The sequence below is a fragment of the Nonomuraea sp. NPDC005501 genome (assembly GCF_040605905.1).
Lineage (GTDB): Bacteria > Actinomycetota > Actinomycetes > Streptosporangiales > Streptosporangiaceae > Nonomuraea.
On record NZ_JBEXDT010000036.1, the window covers coordinates 54,645 to 73,469 of the forward strand.

The following is an 18,825-nucleotide window of genomic DNA, read 5'->3' on the forward strand; positions in this document are numbered from 1 at the left end:
CCTACAGATCCTGCGCAGGCATCAGCCGCGCACCTGCTCCCGAAATGTCGCTCAGAGCTTCTCCAACGGCGCGTACGCGAGCAGAAGGGTCTTCTCGCCCCCGCTCCCGAAGTCGATCTTCACCTTGGTCTTCTCCGCCTGCCCGTCCACCGACACCACGGTCCCGAGCCCGAACGCGTCGTGCGACACCCGGTCGCCGGGGGTCAGCGACGGGACGGCCCGGCCGCCCTTCTTCGGCGTGGCGGGCGCGGCCGGCTCGCGGCGCGTCGCGGCATTCCAGGCCGTCTTCTCCGGCGGCGTGCGCCAGTCCATGAGCTGTCCCGGCACCTCGCTGACGAACCGCGACGCCGGGTTGAACGACGGCGCGCCCCACGAGCTGCGCACCGCCGCCCGGGTGAGGTACAGGCGCTTCTGCGCCCTCGTGATGCCGACGTAGGCCAGCCGGCGCTCCTCCTCCAGCTCCTTCGGCTCGCCCAGCGAGCGCACGTGCGGGAAGACGCCGTCCTCCATCGCCGTCAGGAACACGACCGGGAACTCCAGCCCCTTGGCGGTGTGCAGGGTCATCAGCGTCACCACCCCCTGGCCGCCGTCGGCGTCGGGGATCTGGTCCGCGTCGGCCACCAGCGACACCTGCTCCAGGAACTCGACCAGCGTGCCCTCCGGGTTGGCCTCCTCGAACTCGGCGGCGACCGAGATCAGCTCGTTGAGGTTCTCCAGGCGGGACTCGTCCTGCGGGTCCTCCGACGCCTCCAGCTCGGCGCGGTAGCCGGTGGCGACCAGCACCTCCTCCGCCAGCGCGGACGGCGGCACGCCCTCGGCCTTGGCGATCAGCTCCTCCAGCATGGCGACGAAGTCGCGCACCGCGTTGAGCGAGCGGGTGGCCATGCCCGGCGCCTCGTCGGCCCGGCGCAGCCCCTCCCAGAACGTGACGCGCTCCCGCGCGGCGAACGCCTCGATCATCGCCTCGGCCCGGTCGCCGATGCCGCGCTTGGGCACGTTGAGGATGCGCCGCAGTGACACCACGTCGGCCGGGTTGGCCAGCACCCGCAGGTACGCCAGCAGGTCCTTGACCTCCTTGCGCTCGTAGAAGCGCACTCCCCCGACCACCTTGTACGGCAGGCCGGTGCGGATGAAGATCTCCTCGAACACCCGGGAGGCCGCGTTGGTGCGGTAGAACACGGCGACGTCGCCCGCCCTGACGCCCTCCTCGTCGGTGAGCCGGTCGACCTCCTGGGCGACGAACATGGCCTCGTCGTGCTCGTTGTCGGCGACGTACCCGACGATCTTGGGGCCGTCGCCCTGGTCGGACCAGAGGTTCTTCGGCTTGCGCGACTCGTTGCGGGAGATGACCGCGTTGGCGGCGGCCAGGATGTTCTGGGTGGAGCGGTAGTTCTGCTCCAGCAGGATCGTGCGAGCGTCCGGGTAGTCGCGCTCGAACTCCAGGATGTTGCGGATCGTCGCGCCGCGGAAGGCGTAGATCGACTGGTCGGCGTCGCCGACGACGCACAGCTCCGACTGGTCGGCGCCCGACCTGACCAGCTCACCGTCGGTCGTGCGCAGCTCGGGCCGGCCCACCAGCTCCCTGATCAGGATGTACTGGGCGTGATTGGTGTCCTGGTACTCGTCCACCATGACGTGCCTGAACCGCATCCGGTAGTGCTCGGCCACCTCGGGGAAGAGCTGGAAGAGCGTCACCGTGTTCATGATGATGTCGTCGAAGTCCATCGCGCCGGCCTCGGTGAGCTTGAGCTGGTAGCTCCTGTACGCCTGGGCGAGGACCTTCTCCAGGTGGGAGCCCGCCCTGTCGGACGCGGTCTCGTAGTCGATCAGCTCGTTCTTGAAGTTGCTCACCTGCGCCGAGAACGACCGCGGCGGGTAGCGCTTCGGGTCGAGGTCCATCTCGCGGCAGACCATCGCCATGAGCCGCTGCGAGTCGGCCTGGTCGTAGATCGAGAAGCTGGAGGGGAAGCCGAGCCGCTTGGCCTCGCGGCGCAGGATCCGCATGCAGGCGCTGTGGAAGGTCATCACCCACATCGCCTTGGAGCGCGGGCCGACCAGCTTGTCGACGCGCTCCTTCATCTCGCGGGCGGCCTTGTTGGTGAAGGTGATCGCGAGGATCTCGCCCGGGTGGACCTCGCGCTCGGCGAGCAGGTAGGCGATGCGGTGGGTCAGCACCCGCGTCTTGCCCGACCCCGCCCCCGCCACGATCAGCAGCGGGCTGCCGTGATGGATCACGGCCTCGCGCTGCTGCGGGTTGAGGCCGTCGAGCAAGGGGTGGTCAACAGAGACGTGGGTCGGCACCCACCTAGGTTATGACTCCCCGCCGACAAACGGCGCCCGGAATGACGGCCCCGGACCGCCGGTTGTCACGGGAGGGGAGATCCTGGGACCGTCGGCCGTGCGGCAGGATCGGCCCCGCGGTGATCACGCGGGTGATCGGCCGCGCGGGAGAGATCGGAATGGGAGAGGACGACCATGCTGGCCGAGAGCGAGATCAACCGGGTGCTCACCGTCACGGCGCACCCCGACGACGTCGACTTCGGCGCGGCGGGCACCGTGGCGCTGTTCGGCGACAGGGGCGTCGAGGTGACCTACCTGGTCGTGACGGACGGCGACGCCGGAGGCAACGAGCGGGAGCTGGACAACTCCGGCATGGCGGAGCTGCGCCGGGCCGAGCAGACGGCGGCCGCCAAGGCCGTGGGCGTCACGGACGTGCGCTTCCTCGGCTACTCCGACGGCACCGTGGTCCCGTCGCTGGACCTCAGGCGGGACATCGCGCGCGTCATCCGCCAGGTACGCCCCGATCTGGTGATCACCCACCACCCCGACCGCAACTACCAGTTCATCGCGCCCAGCCACCCCGACCATCGCGCGGTCGGCGGCTCCGCCCTCGACGCGGTCTACCCGGACGCCCGCAACCCGTACGCGTTCCCCGAGCTGCTGACGGAGGAGGGGCTGGAGGCGTGGACCGTGCGCGAGGTGTGGCTGACGGGCGGCTCGACGCCGGACCACTGGGTGGACGTGACGGACGCCATCGACCGCAAGCTGACGGCGCTCCAGTCGCACGTCAGCCAGGTGGCGCACGTGGAAGGCTTCGCCGACTTCGTCAAGGAACGCTTCGCCTCGTGGGGGAAGCGGGCCGGCTTCGGCGAGGGCCACTACGCGGAGGGCTTCCAGGTCGTCCAGACGGCCTGACGTTCATGGCTCCCGCCCCCGGGCGAGAGCCATGACCACGCGGACGTGGATCCGCACGGCGCGGAGCGGCACCGTGAGCCGGCCTACGACACGGACCCGGGCGGCACGACCCAGAGCGACGGCTGCCCGGTGACCTCGGCGATGACGTCGAAGTCCCGGTCGTAGTGCAGGATCGTGGCACCGTGCACCTCGGCACAGGCCGCGATCAGCAGGTCGTTCGCGCCCACACCCCTGTGCTGCGACCTGCGCGCCAGCATGGCCTGCACGTGCAGCGCGCGGATCTCCACATCCGCGTTGACGGGCAGGTGGCGGAAGTCGTCGCGGAGGTGCTGAGCATCGAGCTCGTATCCGGCCGGATCGCGAGCGCTGTAGAGGACCTCGAGTTGCGTGACCGTGCAGACGGCCAGCATCTTGTCGAGCATGAGCGGCTCCAGCGCCCGTGCGACGGCGGGGCGGGGCATCCGCGCCAGAGCGCTCTTGTCGATCAGGTAGACCACGCCGGTGGCTACCACGCACGCTTCATGAGCTCCGGATCCAGTAGATCCGTATTGTCCTTCGAGGTCCAGTATTCGAATGCTTCGCGCCGCTTTGCCCTTTCGGCGATCTCCGTCAGGGCGGCGTGGACCGTCTCCTTCATGTTCTTCGTGCCCAACTCCTCCTGGGCTATCTCCAGGAGCTCCTTGTCGATATCGATCACCGTACGCAAGGGACATCACCTCCGCTACCTCCAGGGTATATCACAGATCGTGATCTTGATATACGCACTCACGGTGAACGCGCGGGCACGGAAAGGCGTCGCGGAGACGCTAGGGCATCGCGACCGGGCGTTTCAGCCCCCCTGCGACACCGGTGGAGGATTCTCATCCCTCAGGTGAAATCGCCGATCGGCGCCGTCCTGCGAGACGGGCGAACAGGTAGCCCAATGAGTTGGTCGCCGTGTGCAGCATGGACGGCGCCAGCAGACCGGCCCGGCGGCGCAGCTCGCAGAACAGCACTCCGGCGACGCCCGTCGACACCACGCTGCCCGCCACCACCCGCGCCGTGTCGAGCCGCCCGGGCCGCTCCCCCGCCGTGAGCGCGCCGAGGGCCGGGTTGGCGCGGGCCATGTCGATCGCGGGCAGCACGTGCCAGAGCCCGAACAGCGCCGACGAGACCGCCGTGGCCGCCGCCGTGCCGTGGTCGCGGCGGAGCATGCCGTACAGAGCGCCCCTGAACCCGGCCTCCTCCAGCAGCACCGTGCCGACCGGCACCTGGAGCAGGGCCTCCTCCAGGGCGCGGGCCGGCGTGAGCGACAGGGCCCGCTCGTCCTGGAACAGCGGCCTGGTGCGGGGCACGGCGACGCCGGCCGTGTAGACGACCGCCACGCCCGCGGCCAGGACGGCGCCGGTCAGGGCGCCCCGGCGCGGATGCTCGAACCCCAGCTCGGCCCAGGAGGCCCCGGACCGGCGCGCCATCGCGACCAGCGCGGCGGTGGCGGCGGTGGAGGTCAGGGGCGCCAGGCGGGGGGCGACCCGGTTGTTCAGCACGTTGGCCGCGGCCAGCACGACGATCGACGCGATCAGCACCCCTGCAGGCTACGTCCCGCCCGCACGGTGTCGGGAGGGGCACGTGTCGGGCGGTGGCGCGGGTCAGGCGGTGGCGCGGGTGCGCCAGCCGGCGGGGAAACGGGAGCGGCGGCGTTCCTCGGGGGTGAGACCGCCCCAGATGCCCTCCGTCTCCCCTGCCCGTATGGCGTAGGCCCGGCACTCGGACAGGACCTCGCAGCGGGCGCACACCGCCTTGGCGCGTCGCTCCTGGGCGGCTGAGGGCGCCAGCGGGAAGAAGAGCTCAGGATCGCTGGATCTGCAGGCGCCCCCGCGCAGCCAGCCGGTCTCCTCCAATGGCATGGCGCCCACGGTATGCCGCGTACATGATCGACCGCATCATCCTGTGGGTTGACCTTCGCCTACATCCTCAGCAGGCGTCGACGCCCCCGTCGTACCCCGTCGCGAAGGAGCGCTGGCGTTGCGCGGCCGTACCGTGGGCGGCCGGGTCGAGCCAGTCGTCGGTCGGGTCACCCGCCGCCTCCAGGTTGAGCAGCAGCTCGTCCTCGTCGCCCGGCTCCGCCCGCAGCGCGCCCGAGGAGACCAGGCCCGACAGGGTGCCGCCCGCGTAGCAGTCGGCCTGCAGCTCCGCCTGGATGTTGAGCCGGAAGCTGGACTGGAGCTGGGCCTGCACCGCGTGCCCGAACTCGTGCGGGATGATCAGGTACACCGACCCGTCGCCCATGTTGTTCCAGAGTCCCTCCAGCCAGTCCCGGTCGTAGGCGATGAAGTGGCCGTCCGGGCAGTAGAAGGCGTTCTGCGGCACGGCGGGCTCCCCGGCGCAGCTCGGCCCGGACCGCCCCGAGTACGGGATGAAGCGGGTGATGGGCTGGTAGGTGCGGCCGGCGGCGGCGAACCGCTGCTGCCAGAACGACTCCGTCAGGGACCGGGCCGCCCGCACGTCGCTCTCGAAGCTGTCGTCGCCCTGGACGTTCCGCGACGGGGCGGTCGTCAGCCCGCACGCGGAGACCAGTCCGCAGGACAGCAGGAGCGCGAAGGCCAGCGCGAGGGGGCGTGTCACGCGGTCACACTTCCCACGCGCGCACGGGTTCATTCGCGGTCAGACCTCCCACGTGTGCACGGGTTCGTTCGCGTGCATGTGCTCGGCGTACTCCAGCGTCATACGCCGCAGCGCCTCGTGCCTGTCGCCGCCCAGCGCGCTGACCTTGTCCACCTGCCAGCTCGCCCCGGTGCGCCCGGTCAGGCAGCGCGCCTCGATGATCCCGAGCATCCGGTCGGCGACGGCCGTGTCCACGCCCCACGCGGCGAGCCCCTCGTACGCCATCGGGAGCAGGCGGCGCAGGATCAGCTCGCTCGCGGACACCTCGCCCAGTCCCGGCCAGTACAGGCGGGCGTCCAGGCCGCTCCGGGCGGCGGCGTTGAGGTTCTCCTCGGCGGCGGCGAAGGACATCCGGCTCCAGACGGGCCGCTCGATGTACGGCAGGACGCACATGAGGCCGTAGTAGAACGCGGCGTTGGCGGCGATGTCGGCCACGGACGGGCCGGCGGGCAGCACGCGGTTCTCGACCCGCAGGTGCGGACGGCCGTCGACCACCGCGTACACCGGCCGGTTCCAGCGGTAGATGGTGCCGTTGTGCAGGGTCAGCTCGGGCAGCTCGGGGACGCGGCCCTGCGCCAGCACGTCCTTGGGGTCCTCCGGCTCGCACAGCGGCAGCAGTGCCGGGAAGTATCGGACGTTCTCCTCGAACAGGTCGAAGACGCTGGTGATCCACCGCTCGCCGAACCACACGCGCGGGCGTACGCCCTGTGTCTTCAGCTCGGCCGGCCGTGTGTCCGTCGCCTGCTCGAACAGGGTGATCCGGGTCTCGCGGTGCAGCTCCTTGCCGAACAGGTACGGCGAGTTGGCGGCGACCGCGACCTGTGCCCCGGCGATGGCCTGGGCGGCGTTCCAGTGGGCGGCGAACGCCTCGGGGCTGACCTGGAGGTGGAGCTGCACGCTGGTGCAGGCGGCCTCGGGCGTGATGCTGTCGGCGTGCGTGTCCAGGGTCTCGACGCCCTCGATGAACAGGTGCAGGTCCTCCCCCCGGGCGGCGAAGATCTGCTCGTTGAGCAGCCGGTAGCGGGGGTTGGCCGACAGCGTGCCCTCGCCGATGTCCCGCTCGCGCAGCGTGGGCAGGATGCCGATCAGGACGAGGTGGCCGCCCTGCGAGCCGGCGCGCTCCTCGGCGTGGTTGAGGCGGGCGCGGACGTCGTCCTCCAGCCTGGCCGCGCCGTCGCCGGCCAGGTCCTGGGGCTCGATGTTGATCTCGATGTTGAACTGGCCCAGCTCGGTGGCCCAGTCGGGCCGCTGGATGGCTTCGAGCACGGCGGCGTTGCACATGGCGGGCTCGCCGTCCGCGTCGACGAGATTGAGCTCGATCTCCAGGCCGGCCAGCGGCCGCTGGTCCTCGAAACGGGAGTCGCCGAGCATCTGGGCCAGGACATCAAGGCATCGTCGTACCTTTTCGCGATATTGCCGCCTGTCGTTCCGACTGAAAACGACGACCGGCACATCCCTCCCCATATACCGAAATTTCCCCGACGCTGCCCTTTTAGGCCAGAAATCGCGGACTTAGGAGAGGAATCAAACGAGGCGCCGCGCGGTGGCCCAGCGGGACAGCTCGTGCCGGTTGGACAGCTGCAGCTTGCGCAGCACCGACGACACGTGCGTCTCGACCGTCTTCACCGAGATGAACAGCTCCTTCGCGATCTCCTTGTACGCGTAACCGCGCGCGATCAGCCGCAGCACCTCGCGCTCCCGCTGCGTCAGCGAGTCGAGCTCCGGGTCGATCGACGGCGCCTCCGACGAGGCGAACGCGTCCAGCACGAACCCCGCCAGCCGCGGCGAGAACACCGCGTCGCCGTCGGCCACCCGGCGGATCGCGTCGGTCAGCTCCCGGCCGCTGATGTTCTTGGTGACGTAGCCGCGCGCGCCGCCCCGGATCACGCCGATCACGTCCTCGGCCGCGTCGGACACCGACAGCGCGAGGAAGCGCACCTGCGAGCCCGAACCGAGCACCCGGCGCAGCACCTCCTGGCCGCCGCCGCCCGGCATGTGCACGTCGAGCAGGACCACGTCGGGCTGGAGCTCGGCGATGGCCTTCACCGCCGTATCGACGTCCTCGGCCTCGCCGACCACCTGGATCGAGTCGCCCAGCTCGGCCCGCACCCCCGACCGGAACAGCCGGTGGTCGTCCACGATCAGTACGCGCGTCATCCGCCTACCCTCAGTCAATTCCTCGCGAGCCAACCAGCTTCAGTCCTTCGCGACCTTCATCGTCAGCATCACTTCCGTCCCCTCATCGGGCTCGGTGCGCACCCTGGCGGATCCGCCATGGCGCTCCATCCTCCCGATGATGGACTCCCTGATGCCCATCCTGTCGAGGGGGATCGCGTCCAGATCGAACCCCTTACCGCGATCCTTCACGAAAATCGTGGCCTCGTCACCCTCGACTTCGGCGTACACCGAGATGGTAGAGCTTCCGGAGTACTTGGCCGCGTTGACCATCGCCTGCCGCGACGCCTTCAGCATGGCGGCGAGCCTGCCGCCCGCGTCGAGCTCCATGTCGCCGACGCAGACGACCTCGATGGCCACGCCGTGCGCGTCCTCCTCCTCGGCGGCGATCCGGCGGACGGCCGCGGCCAGCGTGGCGTCCGCGTCCTGCGCCGGCTGGTAGAGCCAGTTGCGCAGGTCGCGCTCCTGCGATCGGGCCAGGCGCACCACCTCGCGCTGGTCGTGCGCGACCCGCTGGATCAGCGTCAGCGTGTGCAGCACCGAGTCGTGGACCATCGCGGCCACCTCGGCCCGCTCCTCCTGGCGGATGCGCTCGCGCCGTTCGAGCTGGAGCTCCTTCCACAGGCCCGCGAGCCACGGCGCGGCGATCACCGCGAGCCCGCCGACCACGACCCCGGTGAACAGCAGCCCCGGCCGCGCCTCGGCCAGCCTGCCCTCGACGGCCAGGAAGCCCACCGCGCCGACGACCACGAGCGCCACGCCGAGCAGCGTCCGCACCCGGTTGGCGCGAATGCTCTTGGTGGCCCCGCTCACCCAGCCCTTGCGCCGCTCCGGGTCCGCCTGCTGCCACAGGATGAGCGCGCCGATGCCGCCCACCGCGAACGGCAGCATGCCGATGCCGCCCTTGGACGCGCCGCTCAGCCAGCCGAACGCGAGCAGCGCCACACCGATCGCGCTGAACGCGGCGAGCTGGCTCCAGTCGCGGGCCGGCGGCGGCCCCTCGTACGGCTCGCGCGGCGCGATCATCCAGAGCACCGCGTAGGCCACTCCGCCGACCCCGCCCACCACGGTCAGCAGCACGAACGTCAGCCGGATCACGACCGGATCCAGCTTCAGCTGCGCGGCGAGCCCCTGCGCCACACCTCCGAGGAGGCGGCCCTCCATGGGCCGCGTCATCCGGCGGTAGGGCGCATCGCCACCGGGCTCGGCAAGAGTCTTCTGGTCAGCCATAACACCGTCATCGTCACACGGAGCGGGCGAAAGAGGCATCAGGGAACGACCCCCGGGTCCCGTCAGGGGTGTCCCGGATGCGGCGCGCCACGCCCCGGGCCACGATGGTGTCATGACAGAGGCACCGCCGAAGGCACCCGCCGCGCCTCCCCGCGAGCTGCGCCGCAGCTCCGAGGGACGTTTCCTGCTGGGCATCTGCGCCGGACTGGGACGGCAGACGGGGATCGACCCCGTGGTGTTCCGCATGGCGTTCGTGGTGCTGCTGTTCGGCTCGGGCATCGGCATGTTCCTCTACATCGCGGCGTTCCTGCTCATGAAGGAGCCGAACGGCCGGCCCGGCTACATCGAGCAGTGGACCCGCCGTGACTTCGACGCCGACACCGTGATGGCGCTGCTGACGGCGGTGCTCGGGTTCGGCCTGGCGATCAACCTGACGACGGTCTGGCTCGACACCGGCACGCTGGTGGTGGGGCTGCTGCTCGCGATCTCGCTCCTCGCGGCGCACTCCAGGGGCGTGGACCTGCTCGGGCTGCTCCGCTCGATGCCGGAACGCCTCAAGCGCCGCCCGACGCCGGGCGCCTACCCGCCGCCGCCGGTCTACCCGCCGGCCCCGCCCGCCGCCCGCCCGTTCCCCACGGGCCCGCCCACGCAGGGCGTTCCCCGTACGTACGCCCAGGGAGCGGCACGCGCGTACACCCGGGAGACGCCCGCGCCGCAACCGGAGCCGGCGCAGGCCGCGGCCCATCAGGAGACGGCGCCCCCCGAGACGGCGGCGGCCCACGCCGACCAAGGTCTCACGGGAGGCACGAGTCCCTCGCCGTCAGGTGAGCCGTTCGCGCCCCGCGGCCCGTACCAGCCGCCGAGCGGACCCTTCGCCCCGCGCGGCCCGCACCAGGCGACGGGCCCGCGCCGGCCCGAGGGCGCCTACGAGCCACGCCCCCCGTACCCGACCGACCAGCCGTACCAGCCGCTGGACCCGCGCAGGCGCGCCGGCTACTCCCCCTACGACCCCGTCCTGTACGGCCGGCCCGTGCGGCGACCCCCCAGGCCGCGGCGGCCCCCGTCGTTCATCGGCCCCATCACCTTGCTGCTGGCCTTCGTCATTGGAGGGATCACCGTGGCCGTCCAAGCCCGCTCGGGCACGGCAGTGAGCCCCGCCCTCGTCGGCGGCGCCGTGCTCGTCACGATCGGCGCCGGCCTGCTGGTCGCCGCCTGGTGGGGCCGCGGCGCCGGGCTGGTCGCCGTGGGCACGGGCGTGGCCGTCCTGCTGGCGTTCGGCCTGATGATGGGCGGCGTGCCGCGCAACGTCGGCGACTTCGTGTGGACGCCTCTCACGGTCGCGGAGACGAGCCACGGGTACGAGGTGGGGCTGGGCGACGGCAGGCTGGACCTGTCGGAGCTGAAGATGACGCCCGGCACGAGCGTGACCCTGAACGCGAGGGTCTCCATCGGCGAGCTCACCGTGATCGTGCCGCCGGAGGCACGCGTGGAGGTGCACGCGAGCAACAAGGTGGGCGACATCCAGATCGACCAGTCGATCAGAGGCGGCATGGACATCCGCTTCGACAAGGTGCTGGAGCCGGACACGACCCCCAAGGACGCGGTGTCCACCATCGTGCTGAACCTGCGGGGCGGCGTCGGGGACATGGAGGTGCGCCGTGCCGCGTGAGCGTGAGCCGGGCGAGGAGATGGAGCCCGCCCGCCGGACCCACCGTACGGACTGGATGGCGCTGCTCAGCGGCATGCTGTTCGTGGCGCTCGGCGTGCTGGTGCTGACGGGCTCGCTGAAGGATCCGCTGGCGCTGGTGGGGCTGGTCGTGGTGGGGCTGGGCTTCTCGGGCCTGGTCGCGGTGGTCGCCCGAGTGGTGCGGGGCCGCTGAGCGATCGCCCGGGGCGTACGGGTGGTGCGGGGTACAGAACCCTTGACCGGGAAAAACCCCGGCGTAATTTGGCAACTATCCAGTTATTCCCCCCTGCTTCGAGGGAGGACGTATGCCCCGCATCACCATCACCGTCGATGGGGTCAGATACGAGGAGGACGTGGAGCCACGGCTCCTCCTCGTCCACCTCCTGCGAGAGCGGCTGGGTAAGACCGGCACCCCCATCGGCTGTGACACCAGCAACTGCGGCGCCTGCACCGTGACGCTGGACGGCAGGAGCGTGAAGAGCTGCTCCGTGCTCGCCGTCCAGGCCGACGGCTGCGACGTCGTCACGATCGAGGGACTCGGCTCGGCCGGGTCCATGCACCCGATGCAGCGGGCCTTCCACGAGGAGCACGCGCTGCAGTGCGGCTACTGCACGCCGGGCATGGTCATGGCCGCGATCGACCTCCTCAGGGACGATCCCGACCCCTCGGAGGAGACCATCAGGCACGGCCTGGAGGGCAACCTGTGCCGGTGCACCGGCTACTGCACCATCGTGCGCGCGGTGCGGCGGGGCGCCCAGGAGATGGGGCAGGCGGTGAGGACGCCATGACGGAGCTGGACCCCGGCCTGGTCGGCGAGCAGATCGCGGAGAGCGGGCAGATCTCGGAGCCGGTCGGCGGCAGGGAGGTCGGCCGGGCCCGGCGGCGCAAGGAGGACGCCCGGCTGCTCACCGGGCACACCCGGTGGACCGACAACCTCCAGCAGCCGGGGATGGTGCAGGTCATGTTCCTGCGCAGCCCGATGGCGCACGCCAGGATCACCCGGGTGGACGTGTCGGGCGCGCGCGGGCTCCCCGGGGTGCTGGCCGCCTTCAGCGGCCAGGACTTCGCGGCCGAGCAGGGCAGCCTGCCGTGCGCGTGGCCGGTGAGCGAGGACATCGTGATCCCCGACCACCCGCCGATGGCGGTGTCGGAGGTGAGGTACGCCGGCGAGGCCGTCGCCTGCGTGGTGGCCGTCGACCGCTACCGGGCGGCGGACGCGCTGGAGGCGATCGAGATCGACTACGAGCCGCTGCCTGCCGTCATGGACATGCGCGACGCGCTAACCCCGGACAGCCCGAAGGTGCACGAGGGCGGCAACAAGGCGTTCAGCGCCAGGATCACCTCGGGTGACGTGGAGGCGGCGTTCCGGGACGCCCCGGTGCTCATCGACCGGACGTACGTCCAGCAGCGGCTGATCCCGAGCGCGATGGAGCCCCGCGCGGTGCTCGCGAGCACCGACGGCGACACGTTCACGCTCTGGTCGTCCACGCAGATCCCGCACGTGCTGCGGGTCATGCTGGCGGTCACGACCGGCATCCCCGAGCACCGGCTGCGGGTCATCGCGCCGGACGTGGGCGGCGGTTTTGGCTCGAAGCTCCAGGTCACCGCCGAGGAGGTGCTGTGCCTGCTGCTGACCCGCCGGCTCGGCCGGCCGGTCAAGTGGAGCGAGTCGCGCTCCGAGGGCAACCTGACCGTCCACCACGGCCGTGACCAGATCCAGCACATCCGGCTGGCGGCCGAGGCCGACGGTCGCATCAGGGGGCTCCGGGTGGAGCTGCTGGCCGACATGGGCGCCTACCTCATGCTGGTCACCCCGGGGGTGCCGATGCTGGGCGCGTCGATGTTCAACGGGATCTACAAGATGGACGCCTACGAGTTCACCTGCACGGGCGTCTTCACCACGAAGATGCCGACCGACGCCTACCGGGGCGCGGGCCGTCCGGAGGCCACGTACGCCATCGAGCGCGTCATGGACGAGCTGGCCGCCGAGCTGGGCATCGACCCTCTGGAGGCGCGGCGGCGCAACTGGATCAGGCATGACGAGTTCCCGTACACCACGGTCTCCGGGCTGACCTACGACTCGGGCAACTACGAGGCGGCCACGGAGCGGGCGATGGCGCTGTTCGGCTACGACAAGCTGCGGGCCGAGCAGGCGGACCGGCGCGACCGGGGCGACTCGGTGCAGCTCGGCATCGGCGTCAGCACCTACACCGAGATGTGCGGCCTGGCGCCGTCGCGCATGCTCGGCATGGCCAACTACGGCGCCGGCGGCTGGGAGCACGGCTCGGTGCGCATGCTGCCCACCGGCAAGGTGGAGGTCGTCACCGGCACCTCGCCGCACGGGCAGGGGCACGTGACGTCGTGGAGCCAGATCGTGGCCGACGCGCTCGGCGTGCCGTTCGAGGACATCACGGTGCTGCACGGCGACACGGCCGTCGCGCACAAGGGCATGGACACCTACGGCTCGCGCTCGCTGGTCGTCGGCGGCATGGCGGTGCTCCGGGCGTGCGAGAAGGTGAAGGACAAGGCCCGCCGGCTGGCCGCGCATCTGCTGGAGTGCTCGCCGGACGACCTGGAGTTCGAGGCCGGGGCGTTCAGGGTGCGGGGCACCGGGGCGAGCCGAACCATCCAGGAGCTGGCGTTCGCCGCGTTCACGGCGCACGACCTGCCCGAGGGTGTGGAGGCGCGGCTCGACTCCGACGCGACGTTCGACCCGGACAACTACTCCTTCCCGCACGGCACCCACCTGTGCGCGGTCGAGGTGGACACCGAGACCGGCATGGTGAAGATCCGGTCATACGTGGCGGTGGACGACGTCGGCAAGGTCGTCAACCCGCTGATCGTCGAGGGCCAGATCCACGGCGGCATCGCGCAGGGCGTCGCGCAGGCGCTGTTCGAGGAGGCGGTGTACGACGCGGAGGGCAACTTGCTGACCACGACCATGGCCGACTATCTGCTGCCGTCGGCCGCCGACCTGCCGTCCTTCACGACGGACCGCACCGAGACGCCCGCCACGGGCAACCCGCTCGGCGTCAAGGGCGTGGGCGAGGCCGGCACCATCGCCTCCACGCCGGCCGTGGTCAACGCGGTCGTGGACGCGCTGCGCCCGCGCGGGATCGACGACGTACGGATGCCCTGCACGCCGGAGCGCGTCTGGCGGGCGGTGCGGGGGTCCCGGGAAGGAGCACGGTCATGATCCCTGCGCAGTTCGACTACGTGCGCGCCGGCTCGCTGGAGGAGGCGTGCCGGGCGCTCGCCGCCGACGAGGACGCCAAGGTGCTGGCGGGCGGGCAGTCGCTGCTGCCGCTGCTGCGGTTGCGGCTGTCGTACCCGACGACGCTGGTCGACGTCGGCCGGCTGCCCGAGCTGTCGGGCGTCGAGGACCGCGGCGACCACGTCCACATCGGCGCGATGACCACGCACGACGAGGTGATGCGCTCGCCCGTGGTGGGCGCGGCCTGCCCGCTGGTGGCGATGGCCACCGCGACGGTGGCCGACCCCGCCGTGCGGCACCGCGGCACCTTCGGCGGCTCGCTGGCGCACTGCGACCCGGCCGGTGACCTGCCGGCCGTGGTGCTGGCGCTGGACGGGGTGTTCGTGGCCCGGTCGGAGCGGGGCGAGCGGGACATCCCGGCCGCGGAGTTCTTCGTGGACTACCTGGAGTCGTCGCTGCGTCCGGGCGAGATCCTGGCCGGGGTGCGGATCCCCAAGCTCGGCGAGGGCTGGGGCTACCACTACGAGAAGTTCCACCGGACGGCGCAGGCGTGGGCGATCGTCGGCGTGGCCGCGGCCGTCAAGCGCTCCGACGGGGCGATCCAGGAGGCCCGGATCGGCCTGACGAACATGGGCTCGACGCCGGTCCGGGCGCACGCGGCCGAGGCGGCGCTGCGGGGCGTGGAGCTCGGCGACCGGGTACGGGCGGCGTGCGAGGCGGCGGCGGAGGGCACCTCGCCTCCGGCCGACCTGCACGCGCAGCCGGACTACCGCAGGCACCTGGCCAAGGTGCTGACCTACCGCGCGGTCGGCAAGGCCGCCGGGGCGCCCTGACGCGGGCGGGCGTCCCTTCCGGGGCGCCCGTCTCGGACGTAGTGTCGATGGTGAGGAGCGATCCGATGGCGATGCGGTTCGAGCACGAGTTCACCGTCCCGGTCCCGGTCGAGCAGGCGTGGGCGGTGCTGCTCGACGTCGAGCGGGTGGCGCCGTGCCTTCCCGGGGCGTCGCTCGACGCGGTCGAGGGTGACGAGTTCACCGGCGGGATGAAGGTCAAGGTGGGGCCCATCACCGTGACCTACCGCGGCTCGGCCCGGTTCGAGGACGTGGACAAGGACTCCCACACGCTCACGATGCAGGCGTCGGGCAAGGAAGCGCGCGGGCCCGGCACGGCCTCGGCCACGGTGCGGGCCCGGCTGACCCCGGCCGCGGCCGGCACGACGGCCGTGGCGGTGGAGACGTCGTTCCACGTGACCGGGCGGCCCGCGCAGTTCGGGCGCGGGGTCATGACGGAGGTGGGCGGGCGGCTGATCGACCGGTTCGCGGGCAACCTGGCCGACCTGCTGGCCGAGCCCTCCCACGAGCCGCCCGCCGCACCGGCCGCGCAGGCGCCGGCCCCGCAGGCGCCGGCCGAGGAGGCGGTGGCCGAGGAGGCGGTGGCCGAGGAGGCGGTGGCCGAGGAGGCGGTGGCCGAGGAGGCGGTGGGCAAGCAGACTGTGGCCGAGGAGACGGTGGGCGAGAAGCGGCCGGCCGAGGAGGCCCTGGACCTGCTGGAGCTCGCCGGCACCCCGCTGCTGAAGCGGCTCGCGCCCGTCGCGGGCGTCCTGCTGGCGCTGGTGTTCGCGGCCTGGCTGATCAGGCGGCTAATGCGATAAATACCGCAAAATCACCCTAAAACGGGACACGGTGCACTGAAGTTCGGGAATCCCCTCCCCACGTGACGCACTCACGGGGGGAGCCGGCATGCCGGACTGCACGGTCGTCGTGATCACCTACAACGACGCGGCCCGCCTGCCCAGGGCCGTGCGATCGGTCCTCGGCCAGACGCTGCGCGACCTCGAAGTGATCGTCGTGGACGACGCGAGCACGGACGCCACCCCCGACGTGGCCGCGGACCTCGTACGGGCCGACTCCCGGGTGCGCCACCTGCGCCGGGGGCTGAACAGCGGCGGCTGCGGCGCGCCCCGCAACGACGGGCTCGACGCCGCGGCCTCGCCGTACGTCATGTTCCTCGACAGCGACGACGAGCTGCCCCGGCACGCCTGCAAGAGCCTGCTCACCGAGATCGAGCGCACCGGCGCGGACTTCGTCTCCGGCCAGATCTCCCGCCTGTACGAGTGGAACGGCCGGTCGGAGCGCTACTACCCCGAGCTGTTCGCCCGGCGGAGGATCGTGGAGGGCATCCGCGAGGAGCCCCGGCTCTTCCTCGACTCGTTCACCACCAACAAGCTCTACCGGATGTCGTTCCTGGGCGAGCACCGGCTGCGCTTCCCCGAGGACATCCACTACGAGGACCACGTCTTCGCCACCGAGGCGTACGCCGTCTCCCGCCGCTTCGCCGTCGTCCCGTGGCCCGTCTACCTGTGGCACCGGGCGCGCGACGGGTCCTCCATCTCGCTCCGCATCGAGGCGATGGAGAACGTGCGCCACCGGCTCGTCGCCGCCTGGCGCAGCGACGACGTGCTGCGCCGATACGGCCTGGACGACCTGGTGCCGGACCGGCAGGAGCGGTTCCTGCGCCAGGACCTGCGCGTCTACCTCAACCCGCTGCCCCGGCGCGACCGGGTGTGGGCCAAGGAGTTCGCCGCGCTCGTCCGGCCGTACCTGGAGCGGATCCCGGCCGAGGTGGTCGACCGGCTCGACCCCATGATGCGGGTGTGCTGCCAGCTGATCCTGACGGACCGGATCGACGACCTGCTGGTGGCCGCCGCCTCGCTGACCGGCGACCACGCCCCGCCGCGCGCCGCGGTCCGGGCCGGCGGGCGCACGTACTGGGGCACCACGGTCTCCCCCGGCATGGACATCACCTCGCTGCGGCTGGCCGAGCTGCCCTTCAGCGCCAGCCGGCTGCGGCACGAGGTGACGGAGCTGTCCGCCGACGGCGAGCGGGTCCGCATGACCGTGCGCACGTACGACCCGTTCGGCGCGCTGCCGCCGGAGTGGCGGGCGCGCCTGCGGCTCGGCGGCGAGAGCGTCCCCATCCGGCCGCTGCCGTCCGGCGAGGGCGGCTACACCACCGAGGTGGCCTTCACGGTGCGGCGGGGCTGCGAGCCGAGGATCGCCTTCACCAGCGTCGCGACCGGCCACACCACCTCCGACCGGCTCATGCTCCACCCCGGCGCGGAGCCCGTCGAGCTGCCCCGGGTACGGCTCGAACCGTCCGGCCATGCGGCGTACCTGCGGGTCCGCGAGCGTCCGAGCCTTCGCTCGCTGCCGCGCCGGCTCGCCCGCAAAATGATCAGGATCGCCGGCCGGCCGCGCCACAAGCTGCTCGCGTACCGTGTGCTGATCAGCGTCCTGCGCCCGCGCCGGGACCTCGCGCTGTTCGAGTCGGACGTCGGAAAGGGCTGCACCGGCAGCCCGCGCGCCATCCACGACGAGATGAGGCGGCGCGGCCTGCCCGTCGAGACCGTGTGGTCGGTGGCCCGGGGCCGTGGCGACGTACCCGCCGGGGCCCGCTCGGTGCGCCGCGGGAGCTGGCGCTACGTCTGGACGCTGGCCCGCGCCGGGATCTGGGTGGACAGCCACGGCTTCCCCCTCGACTACCCGAAGCCGCGCGGCACCCGTTACCTGCAGACCTGGCACGGCCAGGGCATCAAGTCCATCGGCTTCGACGCGCCCGACCTGCGCGCCGACTTCGACCGGCCGCGCGAGGTGTGGCGCGCCGCCGTCGCCCGCTGGGACGCGCTCGTCTCGCCCAGCGAGGAGTTCTCGCGGCTGTTCGCCGGCGCCAACGGCTACACCGGCCCCATCCTCAGGTACGGCACGCCGCGCTGCGACGCGCTGGTCCACGGGGTGTCCGGGACCGACGTCCGCGCCCGGCTGGAGATCCCGCCGGATCGCAGGATCCTGCTGTACGCGCCCACCTACCGCGACAGCGCCAAGGGCGGAGGCGCGTCGGTCCGGGCCGACCTGGAGCTGATGGCCGAGGAGCTGGCCGGCGAGTGGGTCGTGGTGCTGCGCACGCACCCGGTCGAGCGGTACACGGTGCCCGGGCACCTGCGGCACTTCGTCCGGCCGGCCGGGAGGTACCCCGAGGTCAACGACCTGATGCTGGCCTCCGACGCGCTGCTGACGGACTACTCGTCGGTGATGTGCGACTACGCGATCACCGGCAGGCCGATGCTGTTCCTCATCGACGACTGGGACGACTACCGGCTGCGTGAGCGCGGCGTCTACCACGACCTGCCGGCGATCGCCCCGGGCCCGTGCGTGCGGACGACCGGGGAGCTCATCGACCGGCTGCGCGACCTGCCCGCCGTCCACGCCTCCTACGCGCACCGGTACGCGGCCTTCCGCGCCCTGTGGTGCGCCGAGGAGCGCGGCGACGCCTCGGCGCGGGTGGTGACGGCCTTCTTCGGCGACTCCCCCATGGAAGGGAAGCACGTGAAAGGGAAGAGGACCGCGTGAACGTCGTCTTCGCGTGCCTGGACGCCGACACGCTGGGCGGGATCCAGCGGGTCACGCACACCCTCGCGCAGGGCCTGGCCGAGCGCGGCCACGCGGTCCGGGTGGTCGGTCTGCACCGCTCCGCCGCGCCGTTCCGGTACGTGGCCGAGCCGCGCTACCGGCGGCACGTGATCGGCCGAGCCCCGGCCGGCCGGGCGGGCAGCGTCGGCCAGCTGCGAGGGAGACAGGGTGCGATATGCCCGGGGGTTCAGCTCGATGCCGCGTAACTGACCGTG

General features: G+C 71.9%; 18 protein-coding genes. 9 read left to right on the forward strand and 9 right to left on the reverse strand.

The features are described from left to right. Positions 1-51: 51 nt before the first annotated feature. Positions 52-2,271 (reverse strand): DNA helicase PcrA, encoded by a 2,220-nt coding sequence (pcrA, locus tag ABZS51_RS19365; RefSeq protein WP_355442623.1) that lies wholly within the window; start codon positions 2,269-2,271, stop codon positions 52-54. 204 nt (positions 2,272-2,475) lie between these two features. Here pcrA and ABZS51_RS19370 point away from each other — a divergent pair, with 204 nt between their 5' ends. Further along, positions 2,476-3,195 (forward strand): PIG-L deacetylase family protein, encoded by a 720-nt coding sequence (locus ABZS51_RS19370; RefSeq protein WP_355442588.1) that lies wholly within the window; start codon positions 2,476-2,478, stop codon positions 3,193-3,195. Between the two features lie 83 nt (positions 3,196-3,278). Here ABZS51_RS19370 and ABZS51_RS19375 read toward each other — a convergent pair whose 3' ends face one another. The 8 genes from ABZS51_RS19375 to ABZS51_RS19410 form a co-directional block, all read right to left on the reverse strand. Further along, positions 3,279-3,707, reverse strand: a complete 429-nt coding sequence (locus ABZS51_RS19375; RefSeq protein ID WP_355442590.1) for a PIN domain nuclease — start codon at positions 3,705-3,707, stop codon at positions 3,279-3,281. Then, positions 3,701-3,892 (reverse strand): hypothetical protein, encoded by a 192-nt coding sequence (locus ABZS51_RS19380; protein ID WP_310708551.1) that lies wholly within the window; start codon positions 3,890-3,892, stop codon positions 3,701-3,703. Before ABZS51_RS19380 ends, ABZS51_RS19375 begins: the two co-directional genes overlap by 7 nt. Before the next feature lie 163 nt (positions 3,893-4,055). After that, positions 4,056-4,760 carry a CPBP family intramembrane glutamic endopeptidase gene (locus tag ABZS51_RS19385; RefSeq protein ID WP_310708397.1) on the reverse strand — a complete coding sequence of 235 codons (705 nt, stop codon included), beginning with the start codon at positions 4,758-4,760 and terminating at the stop codon, positions 4,056-4,058. A 63-nt stretch (positions 4,761-4,823) separates the two neighbouring features. Further along, complete coding sequence (locus tag ABZS51_RS19390; RefSeq protein WP_310708398.1) at positions 4,824-5,081, reverse strand: WhiB family transcriptional regulator; 258 nt, start codon at positions 5,079-5,081, stop codon at positions 4,824-4,826. A gap of 67 nt (positions 5,082-5,148) precedes the next feature. Next, complete coding sequence (locus ABZS51_RS19395; protein ID WP_355442594.1) at positions 5,149-5,799, reverse strand: neutral zinc metallopeptidase; 651 nt, start codon at positions 5,797-5,799, stop codon at positions 5,149-5,151. 39 nt (positions 5,800-5,838) lie between these two features. Then, a complete protein-coding gene (locus ABZS51_RS19400) occupies positions 5,839-7,209 on the reverse strand; it encodes a glutamate--cysteine ligase (protein ID WP_355442597.1) in 1,371 nt (456 codons plus the stop codon). A 153-nt stretch (positions 7,210-7,362) separates the two neighbouring features. Continuing rightward, positions 7,363-7,995, reverse strand: a complete 633-nt coding sequence (locus ABZS51_RS19405) for a response regulator transcription factor (protein ID WP_355442600.1) — start codon at positions 7,993-7,995, stop codon at positions 7,363-7,365. 39 nt (positions 7,996-8,034) lie between these two features. Continuing rightward, positions 8,035-9,243 (reverse strand): PspC domain-containing protein, encoded by a 1,209-nt coding sequence (locus tag ABZS51_RS19410; protein ID WP_310708400.1) that lies wholly within the window; start codon positions 9,241-9,243, stop codon positions 8,035-8,037. A gap of 112 nt (positions 9,244-9,355) precedes the next feature. Here ABZS51_RS19410 and ABZS51_RS19415 point away from each other — a divergent pair, with 112 nt between their 5' ends. The 8 genes from ABZS51_RS19415 (at position 9,356) to ABZS51_RS19450 (ending at position 18,816) form a co-directional block, all read left to right on the forward strand. Continuing rightward, on the forward strand, positions 9,356-10,912 hold the full coding sequence (locus tag ABZS51_RS19415; RefSeq protein WP_355442603.1) for a PspC domain-containing protein: 1,557 nt from the start codon (positions 9,356-9,358) through the stop codon (positions 10,910-10,912). Then, entirely contained in the window at positions 10,902-11,123 is a 222-nt protein-coding gene (locus tag ABZS51_RS19420) for a hypothetical protein (RefSeq protein WP_310708402.1), read from the forward strand. Before ABZS51_RS19415 ends, ABZS51_RS19420 begins: the two co-directional genes overlap by 11 nt. Positions 11,124-11,235: 112 nt before the next feature. Beyond that, positions 11,236-11,718, forward strand: coding sequence for a 2Fe-2S iron-sulfur cluster-binding protein (locus ABZS51_RS19425; protein ID WP_310708403.1), 483 nt, complete (start codon positions 11,236-11,238; stop codon positions 11,716-11,718). Continuing rightward, positions 11,715-14,126, forward strand: coding sequence for a xanthine dehydrogenase family protein molybdopterin-binding subunit (locus tag ABZS51_RS19430; RefSeq protein WP_355442607.1), 2,412 nt, complete (start codon positions 11,715-11,717; stop codon positions 14,124-14,126). Before ABZS51_RS19425 ends, ABZS51_RS19430 begins: the two co-directional genes overlap by 4 nt. Further along, positions 14,123-14,977 (forward strand): xanthine dehydrogenase family protein subunit M, encoded by an 855-nt coding sequence (locus ABZS51_RS19435; RefSeq protein WP_355442611.1) that lies wholly within the window; start codon positions 14,123-14,125, stop codon positions 14,975-14,977. Before ABZS51_RS19430 ends, ABZS51_RS19435 begins: the two co-directional genes overlap by 4 nt. A 65-nt stretch (positions 14,978-15,042) precedes the next feature. Continuing rightward, positions 15,043-15,795: an SRPBCC family protein gene (locus ABZS51_RS19440; RefSeq protein WP_355442614.1), complete on the forward strand. Its 753-nt coding sequence runs from the start codon at positions 15,043-15,045 to the stop codon at positions 15,793-15,795. An 88-nt stretch (positions 15,796-15,883) separates the two neighbouring features. Beyond that, positions 15,884-18,550: a CDP-glycerol glycerophosphotransferase family protein gene (locus ABZS51_RS19445; protein ID WP_355442617.1), complete on the forward strand. Its 2,667-nt coding sequence runs from the start codon at positions 15,884-15,886 to the stop codon at positions 18,548-18,550. Further along, complete coding sequence (locus ABZS51_RS19450; RefSeq protein WP_355442620.1) at positions 18,547-18,816, forward strand: glycosyltransferase; 270 nt, start codon at positions 18,547-18,549, stop codon at positions 18,814-18,816. Before ABZS51_RS19445 ends, ABZS51_RS19450 begins: the two co-directional genes overlap by 4 nt. Positions 18,817-18,825: the final 9 nt, after the last annotated feature.